We start from the raw sequence: 16,361 nt of genomic DNA, 5'->3' as shown, positions 1-16,361 counted from the left end.
ACATGGGGAAGCAGAGGAGAAAAACAGCCTTTGTATTCTTGTATACCGTAAAAAAATACATAACATAACAAATGCATTATATTATTGAAAGTCCTATGCACATTGTTGCATAGGGCTTTTTTATTGCCTTCATTGGTATAACAAATCTGTAACAGTGTAAATATATAGCTTTATAAAAAATACATAAATATGAATAAATATACAAGGCTGTAGGCTGAGTGCGGCTTTTTATTGGGGGTTATGCCAATCATAAATGCATAAATTTCGGCTTTTGAGTTATTGACACAGGTTTACAAAGTTTTTATAATGTAAATTACGTTGTAATGAAAATACATCAAGTATGGACAATGGTATAATATTTTGTATACATTCGCAAAGGAGCGACAGTTATGTGCAGAATTGGTTCGATTAAGAGCAAGGTGCCTATCCAGCCATCCAAGGCTTTGCATTTGATGCTGCCTCAGCAGGAAGGCCATGATAATTCGGGCTTTGCCATGGTTATGCAGGATCTCTATGGTATATTCTCCGATTATAAAGATAAGCCATTGCTTTCTCTGGCTTGCACGCAGCGCGGCGCACAGTTGGTCGAGGACTATATGGATGCGCATAACTTTGTGCCGCTGGCCGAGTGGATTCCGGTGCCGGATAAGCGTCCGGGGCTCGATATCAAGGCTATGCCTTACTATATCTTCCGCAACTATGATTATCCGGAAGAAGCCGGCCATATGACGAAGGAGGAGAAGGAAAACCTCCTGCTCGATACAAGACTGGCTTTGCGTAAAATCCTCACGGAAAACAATGCCGGTTTCGTGTATTCCTTCTGGCCGGATGTGCTGACGCTGAAGGAAATCGGCGACCCTGCAGATATTGCTACTTATTTCCATCTTTGGGATGACAATGGCTGCCTCGTGGCTAAATCCATCGTGGCGCAGTGCCGTCAGAATACGAACTATGATATCGTGCGCTATGCAGCGCATCCGTTCTTTCTGCAGGGCTATACGCTCTGTGCTAACGGCGAAAATACCTTCTATACGAAGAATAAGGAATTTCAGTCTTCCCTGCACCGCGGCTATATCGGCTTTGAATCCGATTCCCAGTGCTTCCTGAATACCCTGCACTATGTGCACCATGAACTCAAATGGCCGCTTACTTATTACAAGCATGTCATTACGCCGCTGCCCTTTGAGGAATGTGAGCAACGTGAAGATAAGGATGTGCTGGTCGCTATTCGCCAGTCTTTGGCCAACTTGGAAATCAACGGGCCGAATACGGTTATCGGCGTGCTGCCGGACTGCCGCATGATTACCTGCTGTGATTCTAAGAAGCTGCGCCCGGTAGTGGTGGGCCGTGATGAAAACATGGTGGCGATTTCTTCGGAGGTCTGCGGTATCAATGAAATCATGCCGAACCGTGACCAGTCGCAGGATATTTATCCCAATGAACGTGAGATTGTCGTGATTGACAATGACCTGGAGGTACAGAGATGGAAGCAGTAAAAACACAGGATATCGGCGTCAATGACCTGCCGTGGAAAATCGAATATCACGCAGAGCGCTGTACCATGTGCGGCAGCTGCGTAGCGGGGTGTTCCTTCAAGGCCATCAAGGTAGAGGTGCAGAAGCAGTCTCTCACTGTTTCGGAAGGCAGCCAGCCGGAACCGAAACATACGCATATCGCAAGACCCATCATCAAGCAGGTGGCCAGCCTCACGGATTTCTGCCGTGGCTGTGGCATGTGTGAAAAGATTTGTCCGAATAATGCCATCCGTCCGGTGCGCAATGCAGATACCCGCAAGACCCTGCTCTCGAAGGACAACGGCCCCATCAAGCGGGGCGGCCGTACGAACCTCAACGCCCAGCGCACGCTGGACAGCATTGTGGTGGGCCGTATCTCCCAGATGACTGACCCGTCTTTGGACGCTGCCCGTCATACTTTCGATATCCGCGCTCCTTTCGGCCGGGTACTGCCTGCTAAAGACCTGCCCTTTGAAATCAAGGATGGCAAGCTGGTACAGAAGACAAAGACCCCGCCTGTGGATTGGATTTATCCGCTGATTTTCTCCGATATGTCCATCGGTGCGCTGTCCACCAGAGCTTGGGAGGCCGTGGCTTTGGCTGTCGGCTATCTCAATGAGAAATGCGGCCTGCCGGTGCGCATGAGCTCCGGTGAAGGCGGTATGCCCGTTAAACTTTTGGAATCGGATTATCTCAAATACTTCATTATTCAGATTGCCTCCGGTCATTTCGGCTGGAACCGTATCATCAAGGCCATGCCGCATATGGTCACGGACCCGGCAGGTATCCTCATTAAAATCGGCCAGGGTGCAAAACCCGGTGACGGTGGCCTCTTGCCCAGTGCGAAAGTGGCTGAACATGTACAGGCTATCCGCGGCGTACCGAAGGCAACCTTGGCTTCGCCGCCGAATCATCAGGGCTTGTACTCCATTGAAGAATCGGTACAGAAAATGCACCTGTCCATGAATGCGGCGTTCGGTTTCCGCGTGCCGGTCGGCATCAAGTGTGCGGCTTCGGCAACGTCTGTATCGGTATACAACAACCTGCTGCGTGACCCCTATAAGATTTGCGGCGGTTTCTTCCTTGATGGTATTCAAGGCGGTACTGGTGCAGCCAACGAGGTTTCCCTCGACCATACGGGCCATCCGGTGGTATCGAAGATTCGCGACTGTTATCTGGCGGCTGTCAAGCAGGGCCTGCAGGGGCAGATTCCCCTCTACGGCGGCGGCGGTATCGGCATGACCGGCAATGCGGCAGCTGATGCCTTTAAGCTCATGTGCCTTGGTGCCAACGGCGTATTCGTCGGTAAGGTACTCATTCAGCTCTTAGGCTGTGTCGGCAACGAGCAGGGCCGCTGCAACTCTTGTAATACAGGCAAATGCCCAATGGGCATCTGCACGCAGGACCCGCGCCTCGTGAAGCGTCTGGATATCGACAAGGGCGCGCAGAAGATTGTGGACTATGTATTGGCCTTCGACTCCGAGCTCAAAAAGCTCATGGCGCCTATCGGCAACAGCTCGCTGCCTATCGGTCGCAGCGATGCGCTGGTATCCACGGACAAGGCCGTGGCCGACCAGCTCGGCATTCAGTATGTATGTTAATAGGGGGATAGCGTAATGTTCAAGATTAATACCATGAAGGGACATGACCGTATGTCCACCCAGGACCTGCTGCTGGCTATTGAAGAAGCTGTACGGCAGGGCGAAACGGAATTTGAAGTAGCGGCTTCCGGCCAGCATGATATTGGTGGCCCCCTGTGGCATCCGGAAGGCAAGACGCTGCATTTCCATATCACCAATGCCGGTCAGCGCGCAGGCTCCATGTGTCTGCCGGGCACGGAAATCGTGGTGGAGGGGGCAACCTCTGCTGATGTGGGCTGGCTTAATGCTGGCGGTATCATCACCGTCAAGGGCGATGCCGGTGATACGGCCGGCCATTGCTCTTCAGGCGGTAAAATCTTTATCGGCGGCCGTAGCGGTACCCGTACGGGTTCACTGATGAAGCATGACCCGCTCTATGAGGAACCGGAGCTTTGGATTCTCAAGAACACAGGTTCTTTCTCCTTTGAGTTTATGGGCGGCGGCCGTGCTGTGGTCTGCGGCTATGATAGTGCAGAGTTTTCCTCTGTGCTCGGTGAACGTGCCTGTGTCGGCATGGTCGGCGGTGTCGTTTATGTCCGCGGCAATGTCGATGATTTCCCGGCGGATATCAAATGCCTGCCCTTAGATGATGAGGATATTGCCTTCCTGCAGGGCGGTATGGACGATTTCCTGAGCCATATCGAACGTACGGAGCTGAAAGGCGAACTCACCAACTGGCAGGAATGGCAGAAGCTCACGCCGCTGACCTTTGCGGAAAAGGCAGCCAAGGGCAATAACAAACCTTCCATGCAGGCTTTCCGCTTGAATGAATGGGTTAAGGGCGGTATCTTCTCCGATGTTGCTCATGATGATTTTGCGGTACATAACACGCTGTCGACGGGGCTTTACCGTCTGCGTGTACCGAGCTGGGATAATGCCAAATTTGCGGCACCCTGTGAATTCAACTGCCCAACGGGCATTCCAACCCAGCGCCGCTTTGACTTGATTCGTCAGGGCAAGCTCGATGAAGCTTTCCAGCTGGAACTCGATTATACGCCGTTTCCTGGTTCGGTCTGCGGTTCCGTATGTCCGAACCCGTGTATGGATGGCTGTACCCGCGGCGGTATTGATGAGCCGATTCAGATTGGTGCTTTGGGCTATCGTTCGGCCTTCCTGCCGGTGGCAAAACCTTCCGTACAGACGGGCAAGAAAATCGCCGTTATCGGCGGCGGTGTAGCCGGTTTGTCTGCTGCTTGGCAGCTCGCGCGTAAGGGTCATAGCGTAACGGTCTATGATGAAGCGGAACATATCGGCGGCAAGCTGGAACAGGTTATTCCGCGTGGTCGTCTGTCCCATGAACTTTTGGAAGCGGAACTCAAACGCATTGAAAGCGTGGGCGTGAAATTCGTTTCCAATTATAAAGTCGATAAAGAAAAATTTGCCCAGTTGCGCGGTGAACATGATGCTGTTGTTGTGGCAACGGGCGGCACGAAATCCCGTTTCTTCCCCTGGGAAGGGGCAGAACGCCTGACCATGGGTCTCGAATACCTCAAGGCCATCAACCGTGGTGAGCATCCCAAAACGGGCAAGCATGTCGTCGTTATCGGTGCTGGCAACTCCGGTATGGATACCTGTCGCGGTGCTTATGAAATGGGCGCAGAAACGGTAGTGGCGGTGGACGTACAGAAACCGGCAGCGTTCAAAGAGGAAATCGACTATGTAGAAGGTTTGGGCGGCAAGCTCGTTTGGCCGTTCTTCACCAATAAGATTACGGCTGAAGGCGTCTATGCAAATGACGGCACCTTCATTCCTGCCGACCAGGTTATCGTGTCCATCGGTGAGGAGCCGGAACTCGATTTCCTGCCCGAAGATGAAGGCATTGAATTCTTCCGCAAGAGCTGGCTCGTGCCGAAGGCCGACCAGTCCATTGCCAAGGGTGTATTCACGGCTGGTGATACCATTAAGCCGGGAAGACTTACGGATGCCATCGGCAGTGGCCGTAAAGCGGCTTACTACGTTGACCAGTATGTGATGGGGCAGGAGGTTAAGCCTTTCCCGCAGAAGCAGCAGATTCCGGCGGGGAGGCTCTCCAAGGCTTACTTTGACAAATGCCATCACTGCCTGCTAGGCGACCCGGTGGACGACCATGCACGCTGCGTCAGCTGCGGTACCTGCCGTGACTGTAAGATGTGTCTGGAATCCTGCCCGGAAAAAGCCATCACCCGCATTGAAAAAGCGGATGGCAGCTGGGAATATGTATCCGACCCCGATAAGTGCATCGGCTGCGGTATCTGTGCCGGTGTCTGCCCATGCGGTGTCTGGAGCATCGAGGATAATCCGGAACCGATTAAGATGTATTCCACAGGTGCAAAAGCCTAAAATTAGATATTGTTTCACGTGAAACAAAAAGAGGATTGCTCATGGCGGGCAATCCTCTTTGTTTTCGCTATGTTTATTTGGCGCAAAAGCCTGCGCTGGTCAGGCCGTCGATGGTTTCAACGGCTTTGCCGTTTTGATAGTGCAAATCCGATACGAGAATTTTGCGGATATAGTGTTTCTGTTTCTTGCCTTTGTCAAAGGTAAAGTAGCTGCTGGCCGAATGGATGACGAGAGGATTTCCTTTCGCATCCTGACCTAAGTACATCATCACATGGCCAGGTTTGAATAGAAGTGCACCGACAGGTGCTTCTTTTACTTTTGCGAAACGCTGGGCTGTGGTGAGACCGTCGAATTTTAGGCTCTGAGGCATAGCCAGTTCCTGCTGGTCGGCATCGCGGGGAATCTCAATGCCCATGCTGCGGTAGATGTCAGCGGTAAAAGCGGAACAATCCACGCTGTCATCCATGCCGCCCCAGCCATATTCATCGCCGAGAAATTTCATACTCTGACGGATAAAGTTGTTTGGGGTGCAGGGGAGAAAACCTTTGTGGACACTGTCATCATTGGTGATTTTTACCGTTGCTTCGCTCAGAACGCCATTTACTGCAACAGGAACATAAGCCAGCCAGGTGTCATGGGCCTGCAGTTTGTTCGAGGCCAGCGGGATAACGCTGCCCATTTGGAACAGAACCGTACAGGTGCCGCCTACGGAGACAACCTTTTTATTGGCGGTTACGACAAGGAAATCCTTGGGATTTACATAACGCTGCCAATGTTTGCGGTCTGTGATGGCCAAAGCGCTAAGGCTTACCCAGCCTGTATAATGGCGCGCCTGACAAAAGGCAAAGGCACCGTCTTTGCTCGTATGGAGAATAATCACGGGTTCTGCCGGGTCGAGTGCTGTTGCCTGTAGATTGTCGTAATGGAGGCAGGTTACATCATCAAAGTAATTGTCGGCTGTGGGCAGCAGACGCATATTCGTGCGTTCTGTGACCAGCGCGTATTGGCCGGTGATATTGCCCGTTAATCCTTCAAGATTGCAGTTAGCCTTTACTTGTTTGAAGTGCGCTGTAGGAAATTGTTTGCCGTTCGCATCATAAGCCTCGCCGGGTGTTTCTTCACCGCGGTAATCCTGTTGGGCGGCTAGTATCATTTCCTTTACTGCTGCAGCAGACTGGTGGATATTATAGGCTGCTAAATCCACCAGAGTTTTGCTTTTTCCCCGCATTGTGCGATTGATGGTACTGATTTCCTGCTGGGTGAGCAAGACTTTGTCCCCATTGATGGTATGTTTTGTCCAATATGACGGTGTGGCGCGCTGGTCGGTAATGGCAATGGTATCTGCAGCAAATGCCGGGACTGGTGAAAACATCATGGCACAAAGTCCCAGGCAACATCCGCTCACAGCAGTCAGAAATTTTTTCTTCATAGAGAGACTTCCTTTCCTAACACATAAGTATTTCTCCTATATATTCGCCATGATGTGGATATTATCCTACTGAAGTTTTGTTTCACGTGAAACATAGGCAGGTATTCAATGTTGTCTGCTTATCCGCTTTTTAACTGAGGATATCGAGTGGGTGGGGCAGACCAGGCGGCAAAGATGGCAGCCGACGCATTTTTTTCCGTCCAAAATTGGTTGGCGTTTTTCATTTAAGTGAATGGCTTGATGGCCGCCATCAGCACAGGAGATAACGCAGCGGCCGCAACCTAGACAAGTGTCGTGATTAAATTGGGGGAAAATAATGGTATCTCGTTCCAGTATATCGGTAGTCTCGCTTATGGTGTCGAGTGCAAGACCAGTGACCTCTTTTACGGAATTAAAGCTTTTGGCATGGAGATAGTAGTTCAGGCCGGTTTTCAAATCCTCGATTATACGGTAGCCATATTGCATGACCGCTGTCGTGACTTGCAGGGAACTTGCGCCTAACAGCAAAAATTCCAAGCCGTCCCGCCAGGTTTCGATGCCGCCCATGCCGCTGATATGCAAGTTTTTCAGGTGAGGATTTTTTGCCAGTTCCGCGATAAAGCGCAAAGCGATGGGTTTTACGGCGTTGCCGCTGTAGCCACCCACAGCGGATTGTCCATGCACAGCAGGGCTGGAAATATAGGTATGGGGATTGACGTTCATAATGCTCTTGATGGTGTTGATGGCCGCAATGCCATCGGCGCCTCCTCGCAGGGCGGCTTCTGCCGCAGGACTCATTGTCGCAACATTGGGGGTGAGTTTTGCCAGAACAGGTATGGTCGTGGCTTTTTTGGCAGCTGCGGTGAAGCGTTCGACCAGTTCCGGTACCTGGCCAATATCCGAACCCAGTCCTTCCTCCATCATATTCGGACAGGAAAAATTCAGTTCGATGGCATCGGCACCGTTTTCCTGACAGGTATGGGCAAGTTCTCCCCATTCAGTTTCATTTTGCCCCATGATAGAGGCTAAAATGAATTTTGAGGGATATTTTTCTTTGAGGTGGCGGAATACGGCCATGTTTTCCGGGACACTGTGGTCAGAGAGCTGTTCGATATTCTTAAAGCCAATCATACTGCCGTCAGCGCCGTTAATGGAGGCAAAGCGGGGAGAGGCTTCGTGAATGTCCAGTGTGCAGATGGTTTTGAAGGCAGCACCCGCCCAGCCTGCTTCAAAGGCACGGGCGCACATATCATAGGTGCTGGCCACAACGGATGAGGACAGCAGAAAGGGATTTTCAAGCGGAATGCCGCAGAGGTCTGTTTGCAGGGTCGACTCGTCGTTGGGCTGGGGAATATCCCGATAAGGGGCAACATCTTCATGGAGACGGATGATAAGCTCTTGTATAGGAATTTCCCCCGGACGCAGACAGGCCTGTTGGCAGGGGGCTGGACAGTTGGCGCAGGGGTTGCTCTCCGTTAGTCCGGCTGCAGCATAATCCTCATTGTTGAACCAAATATGGCGGAGAATTTTTTCAGGCTCTACTCCGTGGGGACAGGCAGTGGAGCAGGGGGCATTATGGCAGAGCATACATTTTAGCATATCGCTGCGTCGGGTTATGCTGTGCAGTTTCATGACGATAATCCTCCTATTGGCATGTATTCACATCGTTGACGTAGATATTCGCCACGCTGTCCCAAAATGCCTGCAAGGCTTTGGGGCGGTATTTTTTCTGCGGTGCTGCGATAAAGATTTCCCGTTCCATCAGCGGATGATTTATGAGGTAGTAATTGAGGCTGTCATTGGGAGCGGCCATGCGGATAAGTGTGTCTGTGAGAAAGGTAGCCCCCAGGCCTGCGGCCGCCATGTGATAGGCCGTCATCAGCTGATTGAGGTAAAGGCGCACCGGGGGTTCGATGCCCACAGCCCGGAGCAGTCCTTTGGCCCGGCGGTTCATATCGTTGCCCCGGCTGAGCAGCAGAAAATCGGTGTGGTCATAGTGCTTGAGGTCAGCAGCGGGCGCACCGGGGGCAAGATGCCGGCCTGCAATGATATCCTGCCGGGAGTAGGCAAGTTCGGTGGCCCCTGTATCCATGCTCTTGGGGACGGCTAACATGATGCGGTCGGTGAAGAAGGTCAGGGATTCAAACTCTTTCGTATCGCATTCGCCACTGTCGATGACGAGGTCAATGGTGCCATTTTTTAAGCCGGCGAATAGTTCCGCACTGCTGGATTCAACAACGGAAAGTTTTATCAAGGGGTGCTTTTCGCTGAATTGCCGGATGAGTGTTGGCAGAAAGCAGGCGGTTACGAAGTTGGTGCCGCCAATGGCCAGATTGCCGCTTTCCAGCTGGGCCAAATCATCTACATAACGCTGTAGATTGCGCTGAATCTGGAAGATTTTTTCCGCCGCTTCGATGTAGGCTTGTCCCGCATCTGTGAGCCGCAGTGGGGAATGGGAGCGGTCAAAAATGGCCATGCCGAGCTCCTGTTCTACTTTTTTTACGGCCGCGGACAGGGCAGGCTGGGTCATGAAGAGTTTCTTGGCGGCGGCAGAAAAGCTCTTTTCCTCGTAAACGGTATAGACGTAATCCATGCCGGTCATGCAATCATCTCCATATAAAAATATTTTATATCTTTTATATTATTATAAGTATTTGATTATATTCTACGCTGATGTTATGCTTTAGGCAAGGGAAAAGTCAGACAATAATCGGTGTTATAGGGGGCGTGAAGGATATGAAGACGATTGGCATTATGGGGGGCATGGGCCCCATGGCAACGGTGGATTTGATGAAGAAAATCATTTTGGCTACACCGGCGAAGAATGACCAGGAGCATATTCCCATGTTGGTGGATAACAACTCGCAGGTTCCCGACCGTACCAAGGCGATTATGGGGCTGGGTGCATCTCCGGCTCCCGAAATGGTAAAAAGTGCCAAACGGCTGATGATGGCTGGAGCGGATTTCATCATCATTGCCTGCAATACGGCCCATTATTTTCTGCCGGAAATTCTGCCACAGATTACTATTCCGGTGCTCTCCATCATTGATGTGGCGACTGCCAGCATTAAGGAAAAGGGCTTTAAGTCTGTGGGCTTACTGGCTACCAGCGGTACTGTCCGCACAGGTCTTTATCAGAAGACCTTAGAGGCCAACGGGATTGAATGTATTATGCCAGCAGCAGAAAAACAGCATCTGATTGATGATATGATTTACGATGGGGTCAAGGCTATGAACGAGGACTACGACACGACGGCAGTCCGGGAACTGCTGGCGGAAATGCAGGCGCAAGGCGCCGAAGCCTTTATCCTTGGCTGTACGGAAGTGCCTGTCGCCGTGTCCATGTATGGTTTGGAAGGCACGTTTATTGATTCCACGGATGAACTGGCTAAAGCAGCTGTGAAGTTTGCGAAAGCAGAAATCTCGGATGGAACCATGATTGCATAAGGAAGCTGATGAACTTTTCATCATGTTGCACGTGAAACAATCCCCTGCAAATTTTGCTTGCAGGGGATTTAGTGTGCGTTAATTTTTCTTTTTTTAACGGGCAAGTGCTTCAATAAGGGGAATTGCGCCTTTTGCCATACCAGTACCGTCATGGCCGACGCCGGGGACTGTGATAAGCTGCCAGTTAAACTTTAATCCTAAACTTGTGGCCTTGTCTTGTGCATTGTTGTAGAAGTTACGTCCACGCTCCAGACGGTTTTGCCCTTGGGCATCGGCTTCCGGTGTTTTGCGAAGCACTTTGGAGCGGAGTGTATCATTTTCACCTAAGAGAATGACAACTGGTTTAGTAAAGGCATTACGGAACTCTTTCTTCGTCAGATTCAGTCCTTTTATGCCATAGGAGTAAGTAATGTTTTCATCTGGCATGGTGTACCAGCCTGAATTGGCCGCAATGATGAGGTCAGCAGAGGTACCTTTGTTTAAGAGCACATAACGGTGAACGAGTTGAGCACCAGCAGAGTGACCATAGATGATGACACGGCTTTTCTTAGCGTTAGCCTGTTTTTTGGTTTCTTTGATGATGTTATCGATTACTGGGAAAATCCACTGTTTTGTTGGCTGTATGTTTCCACCTGTATTGTCGTTGTCGATAACGTTACCGAAGTTGTAATAACGCACGCCGGGAAATTTACTTTCGGTGAATTCTGGACAGGCGATGAGGAAATTATGCTTTTCCGCATATTCCTTCCAGCCTTGACAGTATTCTTCCGCATTCCGTTTCAAACCGTGAAAGACGACGACAATGGGGCGGCCGTCTTGCCAGGCGGCTGGCTTGTAGGTATATACCTTTAGTGAATCGGTAGTGGCGCCAGCCGTTTCAGCCATGGAAAAATCACTTAGACCGGTGGGGAGTGGCTGTTTTTGTGCATGAACATCGTGAGATGGCAAAAGGATGCACGTTAATAACAGCAGCAACCCCATAAGTAGAGAATGACCCTTCATTAAAAAGCACTCCTTTCAAGGGTGATATAAATAATATTCTAACGGTAAGAATCTGCTATTTATGCTTCATCCTGACCGTAGTTTGTACGGATATATTCCCAGAATTTATCGACCAACGGTGAATGTTTTTCTTCCCGCCGTCTTACCATAGCAATGTGCTTGTAAAAGGGCTCTGTTAAAGCGCGGGATACAACATCAGCATGATGGTTGAAATAAGTAAAACCGCTTTCCGAAATCAGACTGATGCCTAATCCGGATTGGACGAGGTCAATCCGCTGGCCGGGTGTATTGCAGTAGGTAACAATATTAGGGGTGAAACCTGCTTTCTGGCAGGCTGCCATAAAGACATCATAGGAAACATTTTCGGCCGTAGGGAAAATAAAATTTTCGGTCTGCAAGTCGTTTAGGTTTATTTGTGCTTGATTTGCCATCGGATGGGCTGGTGGAAGAATAACCATAAACGGTTCATGCTGCAAGGAGAGCAGTTCAAAGTCCGTTGTGGACAATTCGTCGGGGACAGCCATAATGGCAATGTCTATTTCGTGATTGCCCAGCATATGGCAGAGTTTCTTACTAAGACAATTGGTTAGGGAAAATTGCATCTGTGGGGAGATTTCGGTATTGAATTTGGAAAATATGTCTGTGAGGGGGAGTTTTCCCAGACCTGTAATCACGCCAACGTGTAAAGTTCCTTGATTGTCGCGGGCATAATGCTGCATTTGCAGCTCAAGATGATTGATATCGGATATTATTTTTTGGGCGCAGCGGTAAAATTCTTCACCAGCTGGAGTTAATGTAATGGGATGTGAAATGCGGTCAAGAAGTTTAACCCCTAAATCCTCTTCGAGTTTGTTTATTTGCTGCGATAGAGCAGACTGGGAGACAAAGAGTTGTTTCGCTGCTTTGGTAAAGTGGTGTGATTCTGCTACCGCCATAAAATACTGTATTTGCCGCAAGAGCATGACGCATCACCTTTCTGCGTTTTTTCGGTTTCGCCATCATTATATACTGCTTTGTCATATTTTGTCCAATTAGATTGACTAATAAATTTAGAAGTATTGCGAATTTTACATTTAGTCTAGCAAATATTATGATAATGGTGTGGCCATGACATTTTGTTTTATCCAATAATGTTTTACAGGAGGTAGTTGGTATGGAGCTGGAAAAACAGCACTATTTGGACGAACTGGCTGAACTCGTCAATATCGACAGTGTTTCCTCTGAGCCAGAAGGTGCCGGTAAGATTGCTGCTTTTATGAAGGGAAAGTATGAATCGCTCGGCTGGCTGGTCGAAGAAGTCAGGTTGTCACCGACCATTGCACCTTGTCTGCGAATTGTAAACAGAGAGACTGACCATTATGATGTATTGGTGCTGGCGCATATGGATACGGTATTTCCACTGGGAACGGCTGCTAAGCGCCCCTTTAGAGTAGAGGGAAACCGCGCTTATGGTCCTGGGGTAATCGATTGTAAGGCAGGTATGTTGAGCGGTTTTTATGCACTGGCAAATCTACAGGCGCGAGGCGCTCTGCAAGAAGCATCGATTTGTGTGTTTCTCAATAGTGACCACGAAGGCATAAGTTCAAGGTATTCGGCAGTGTATTCTACGGAATTAGCCAGAAAAAGCCGCTACGTTCTTGTCCTGGAAGCTGGTCGTGCCAATGGAAACCTGGTTCATAAACGCAAAGGAATTGCCAGGTACCATATCAATATCAAAGGGGTAGCTGCGCATGCAGGTGTGGATTATCAAGCAGGTAGAAATGCCGTTGAGGAATTAGCTCATTGGATTATTGCCCTGCAGTCGGCCACCAATCTTACCAAGGAGACTACGGTAAATGTAGGCAAGGTCTGGGGGGGGACTGGCATAAGTGCCGTACCGGGAGAAGCCGGTGCTGCAATTGATGTACGTTATTATGACAAGGCCGAAATAGAGCGTGTGTCTGGGGTTATGAATGCATTACATAATCAGCCGCATGTAGAGGGAACGGCAGCTACCGTGGAAGGTGGCATAACAAGACCGCCGATGCTTCCTACGGAAAAAACCATGGAGCTTTGCCGGCGCATTGATGAAATAGGGCAGGAAATCGGGGTCGATTTTGGCTGGACTGCCAGCGGTGGCGGTTCTGATGGCAGTTTTTCCGCAGCTGAAGGAATCCCCACAATTGATGGTTTAGGGCCAGTGGGCGGTGGCGCCCATAGTGAGGGTGAGTATCTGGAAATCGATAGCATTATTCCCCGCTACGAATTGCTGTGCCGGATTATACAGCATATTGTCGGTTTACGGTAAAAGAGGAGGAGAGTTTATGTTAGCGTTGGCCTTGGCTCTGATAACTACTGTGATTGTGGCCTATATGATTCTAAAGAAGAAAAATGCCCAGACGGTGCTTTTTGCTGGCGGCATATTTCTGATGGCCATGACAATACTAATGGGGTATCCTTTGCTGGATGGCAAGAAAACAACAGGAATGGTCTGGTTTGATATCTTTAAGTTTATCGAGGATACTTTTAGCTCCCGCGCAGCTGGGATAGGTTTGCTCATTATGGCTGTAGGCGGCTTTGCTAAGTATATGGAGCATATCGGGGCAAGTCGTGTTTTGGTTCATTTATCTGCTAAACCGTTAAGTATGATGAAATCTCCGTATTTGCTTTTAGCGGCCAGCTATGTGGTAGGGCAGCTGCTGAATATCGTTATCCCCAGCGCGGCAGGCTTGTGTGTATTGCTGATGGCAACGCTTTATCCTGTACTGACCAGTTTGGGGGTCAGCCGTTTATCAGCGGCGGCGGTCATTGCCACAGCACCTTGTCTGGATTTAGGACCGGCATCTGGTACTGCTGTGTTTGCGGCGAAAACGGCCGGTTTGGACGTGGCGGATTATTTTGTTGGCGAGCAGATTCCCATAGCGGTGGTTACAATTTTCGCGATTGCCGTAGCGCATTTTTTTGTACAGCGCTGGTTTGACCGGAGGGATGGTGTAGAGGCGAAGTCGATGACGTTTGTGGCCGCTGAAAAGGACGATTCTCTGCCGCCTGCTATTTATGCGATTTTACCGCTGGTTCCCATAGCACTTGTGCTTGTTTTCAGCAAGCTGTGTATATCTACCATCAAGATGCCGGTGGTTACGGCGATGATTATCAGCATCTCACTGGCCATGTTGTTTGAATTAGTCCGTACAAGGGACGTAAAGACTGTATTTGACAGCATTAAAGTTTTCTTTGATGGAATGGGAAAGATTTTTGCTACGGTCATTACCCTAATTGTTGCAGGTGAGACATTTGCCTATGGCTTGACGAAAATTGGGGCCGTGGATATGATTATCAGCGGTGCCCAGAGTTCTGGTTTCGGCGCAGCCGGAATAACCTTGGTGATGGTTCTGATTGTTACGGTATCTGCTGTCATTATGGGGTCAGGCAATGCTCCTTTTTATTCGTTCGGGGCATTGGTACCGGACATTGCTGCAAAAATGGCCATTTTGCCTGCCGCAATGATAACGCCCATGCAGATGGCGTCCAGTATTGCGCGCAGCGCTTCGCCGATTACTGCAGCGGTGGTTGCTGTGGCTGGGGTGGCTGATGTATCGTCAGTTGACGTAGTAAAAAGAACTGCAATTCCGATGTTGGTGGCCTTGGTTACCTCTTTTGTGATGTCTGTACTGGTGTAATTAATATTTTAGGATAAAGAGGAGTGCAGGTTATGAAAAAAACAGTTTTAGCCATGTTGTCAGCCAGTCTGGTAGTGGGAACGGCTGCGGGGGCCAGCGCTGCCGCAAATCCTTTTTCTGATGTGCCCGCAGACCATTGGGCGTACGAGGCCATAGCGACACTGGCTGCTGACGGGGTTATCGAAGGTTATGGTGATGGCCGCTATCAAGGGGCACGCAATATCACCCGCTATGAAATGGCGCAGATGGTGGCTAAGGCCATGGCAAAAGAAACGGGCAATCCAGCTGACAAAGGCCTTGTGGATAAGCTGGCAGCTGAGTTTGCTGAGGAATTAAATAATTTTGGTGTGCGTGTGGCCAAGTTAGAGAGAAATGCTGATATGGTAAAGTGGTCTGGCGAAGTTCGATATACTTACACCAGTGAACGGACCGAAGACAACACGGGAAAAACGAAGGATTCCACCAAGGAGGCGCTTTTATTGCGTCTTGAACCTAAAGCACAGGTCAATAAGAATTGGAATGTGCATGCACGGCTAGATTCGAGCATTGATACAAAAAAAGATGACACGGGTGATGTGGAATTAAAGCGTTTGTGGGCGCAGGGAAATTATAAGAATTTCAATGTGAAGATAGGGCGTATTCCGGATGCGACAAGTTATGACAAGAATTTAATGTTCTTTACCCAATTATCCGGTGTAGAGGTTAATTTTGGGAATAAGGTTAAGGTGCAGGCTCGTGCAGGACGCATAAATAAAGCTAATCTGCGCTATGAACAAGCACTGAATCGAGCTACCAAGCGCAAAGCTTCTGAAGATGTAGCATCTATACAAAGTTTGGCCGTAACGGTTAATCCGGGAAAGCTTTCATTGACCGGTGCTTATTATCACCTTAAGAGTGGTATGTTTAAGGACACGTTTTACAGCAGAGGAGCCAATGAGGAAAATGCTCATATCTGGGAAGCAGCGGCAACTTACCGCTTTGACAAGAATGTTTCTCTGACCGGTGCTTATATGCAGAATACAGCCGCAGATTACTATAATCGTTCCGGACTGCTGCATCTTGCCTATAAGGGCGCCAATAAATTGCATCAAGGCTCATGGGGGGCTTATCTATCGTATCGTCATCAAGGCGCTAATACATCCATGTATCCCTCCTGTGATGGCGCCTTCTATAATACGAAGGGCGTAGAAGTTAGCGCACAGTATACCATTTTCCCCAATGTGCAGGCTAAGGCAATTTATTTTCGGGGCAAGCAGCTCGAAAATGACCGTAAGGCAGAAAAACTGTTCGCCCGCGTAGAGTATTGGTTCTAATCCTATCGTTTCCTTCATGTTGCACGTGAAACAAGGCCCTGCAAGCGTTTTTGCTTGCA

Annotated in this window: 12 protein-coding genes; 7 read left to right on the top strand and 5 right to left on the bottom strand. The window is 49.5% G+C overall.

Annotated features, from left to right (window positions below):
• Positions 1-389: 389 nt before the first annotated feature.
• The 3 genes from P157_RS0102315 to P157_RS0102305 are packed head-to-tail and all read left to right on the top strand — an operon-like array spanning position 390 to position 5,473.
• Positions 390-1,496, top strand: a complete 1,107-nt coding sequence (locus tag P157_RS0102315; RefSeq protein ID WP_026759591.1) for a glutamate synthase — start codon at positions 390-392, stop codon at positions 1,494-1,496.
• A complete protein-coding gene (locus P157_RS0102310; protein ID WP_026759590.1) occupies positions 1,484-3,115 on the top strand; it encodes a glutamate synthase-related protein in 1,632 nt (543 codons plus the stop codon). The genes P157_RS0102315 and P157_RS0102310 overlap by 13 nt, the downstream gene beginning before the upstream one ends.
• 15 nt (positions 3,116-3,130) lie before the next feature.
• On the top strand, positions 3,131-5,473 hold the full coding sequence (locus tag P157_RS0102305) for an FAD-dependent oxidoreductase (protein ID WP_026759589.1): 2,343 nt from the start codon (positions 3,131-3,133) through the stop codon (positions 5,471-5,473).
• A 73-nt stretch (positions 5,474-5,546) separates the two neighbouring features.
• Here P157_RS0102305 and P157_RS0102300 read toward each other — a convergent pair whose 3' ends face one another.
• The 3 genes from P157_RS0102300 to P157_RS0102290 all read right to left on the bottom strand — a co-directional run bounded on the left by P157_RS0102300 (position 5,547) and on the right by P157_RS0102290 (position 9,483).
• Entirely contained in the window at positions 5,547-6,902 is a 1,356-nt protein-coding gene (locus tag P157_RS0102300; protein ID WP_051598454.1) for an SH3 domain-containing protein, read from the bottom strand.
• A 105-nt stretch (positions 6,903-7,007) separates the two neighbouring features.
• Positions 7,008-8,513, bottom strand: a complete 1,506-nt coding sequence (gene preA / locus P157_RS0102295) for an NAD-dependent dihydropyrimidine dehydrogenase subunit PreA (RefSeq protein WP_051598453.1) — start codon at positions 8,511-8,513, stop codon at positions 7,008-7,010.
• A gap of 13 nt (positions 8,514-8,526) precedes the next feature.
• Positions 8,527-9,483, bottom strand: a complete 957-nt coding sequence (locus P157_RS0102290; protein WP_026759586.1) for a LysR family transcriptional regulator — start codon at positions 9,481-9,483, stop codon at positions 8,527-8,529.
• A gap of 134 nt (positions 9,484-9,617) precedes the next feature.
• Between P157_RS0102290 and P157_RS0102285 the strand changes: the two genes are divergently transcribed.
• Positions 9,618-10,328 (top strand): aspartate/glutamate racemase family protein, encoded by a 711-nt coding sequence (locus tag P157_RS0102285; protein WP_026759585.1) that lies wholly within the window; start codon positions 9,618-9,620, stop codon positions 10,326-10,328.
• Positions 10,329-10,421: 93 nt separating this feature from the next.
• Here the strand turns inward: P157_RS0102285 and P157_RS0102280 are convergent, their stop codons facing one another.
• Both P157_RS0102280 and P157_RS0102275 read right to left on the bottom strand, forming a co-directional pair.
• A complete protein-coding gene (locus P157_RS0102280) occupies positions 10,422-11,330 on the bottom strand; it encodes a hypothetical protein (protein ID WP_026759584.1) in 909 nt (302 codons plus the stop codon).
• Between the two features lie 59 nt (positions 11,331-11,389).
• On the bottom strand, positions 11,390-12,292 hold the full coding sequence (locus P157_RS0102275) for a LysR family transcriptional regulator (RefSeq protein WP_026759583.1): 903 nt from the start codon (positions 12,290-12,292) through the stop codon (positions 11,390-11,392).
• 191 nt (positions 12,293-12,483) lie between these two features.
• On the opposite strand from P157_RS0102275, the gene P157_RS0102270 reads away from it, so the two are divergent.
• The 3 genes from P157_RS0102270 to P157_RS0102260 are packed head-to-tail and all read left to right on the top strand — an operon-like array spanning position 12,484 to position 16,302.
• The gene (locus tag P157_RS0102270; protein ID WP_026759582.1) at positions 12,484-13,617 is read left to right on the top strand and encodes a M20 family metallopeptidase; all 1,134 of its coding nucleotides are present in this window, start codon (positions 12,484-12,486) and stop codon (positions 13,615-13,617) included.
• Positions 13,618-13,633: 16 nt separating this feature from the next.
• Positions 13,634-14,989, top strand: coding sequence for a C4-dicarboxylate transporter DcuC (gene dcuC, locus P157_RS0102265; protein ID WP_026759581.1), 1,356 nt, complete (start codon positions 13,634-13,636; stop codon positions 14,987-14,989).
• A 32-nt stretch (positions 14,990-15,021) separates the two neighbouring features.
• Positions 15,022-16,302, top strand: a complete 1,281-nt coding sequence (locus tag P157_RS0102260) for an S-layer homology domain-containing protein (RefSeq protein WP_026759580.1) — start codon at positions 15,022-15,024, stop codon at positions 16,300-16,302.
• Positions 16,303-16,361: the final 59 nt, after the last annotated feature.

It is taken from the genome of Selenomonas ruminantium AC2024, assembly GCF_000687995.1.
Classification (GTDB): Bacteria; Bacillota; Negativicutes; order Selenomonadales; family Selenomonadaceae; genus Selenomonas_A; species Selenomonas_A ruminantium_B.
This window is presented reverse-complemented; position numbering and strand designations above follow the sequence as displayed.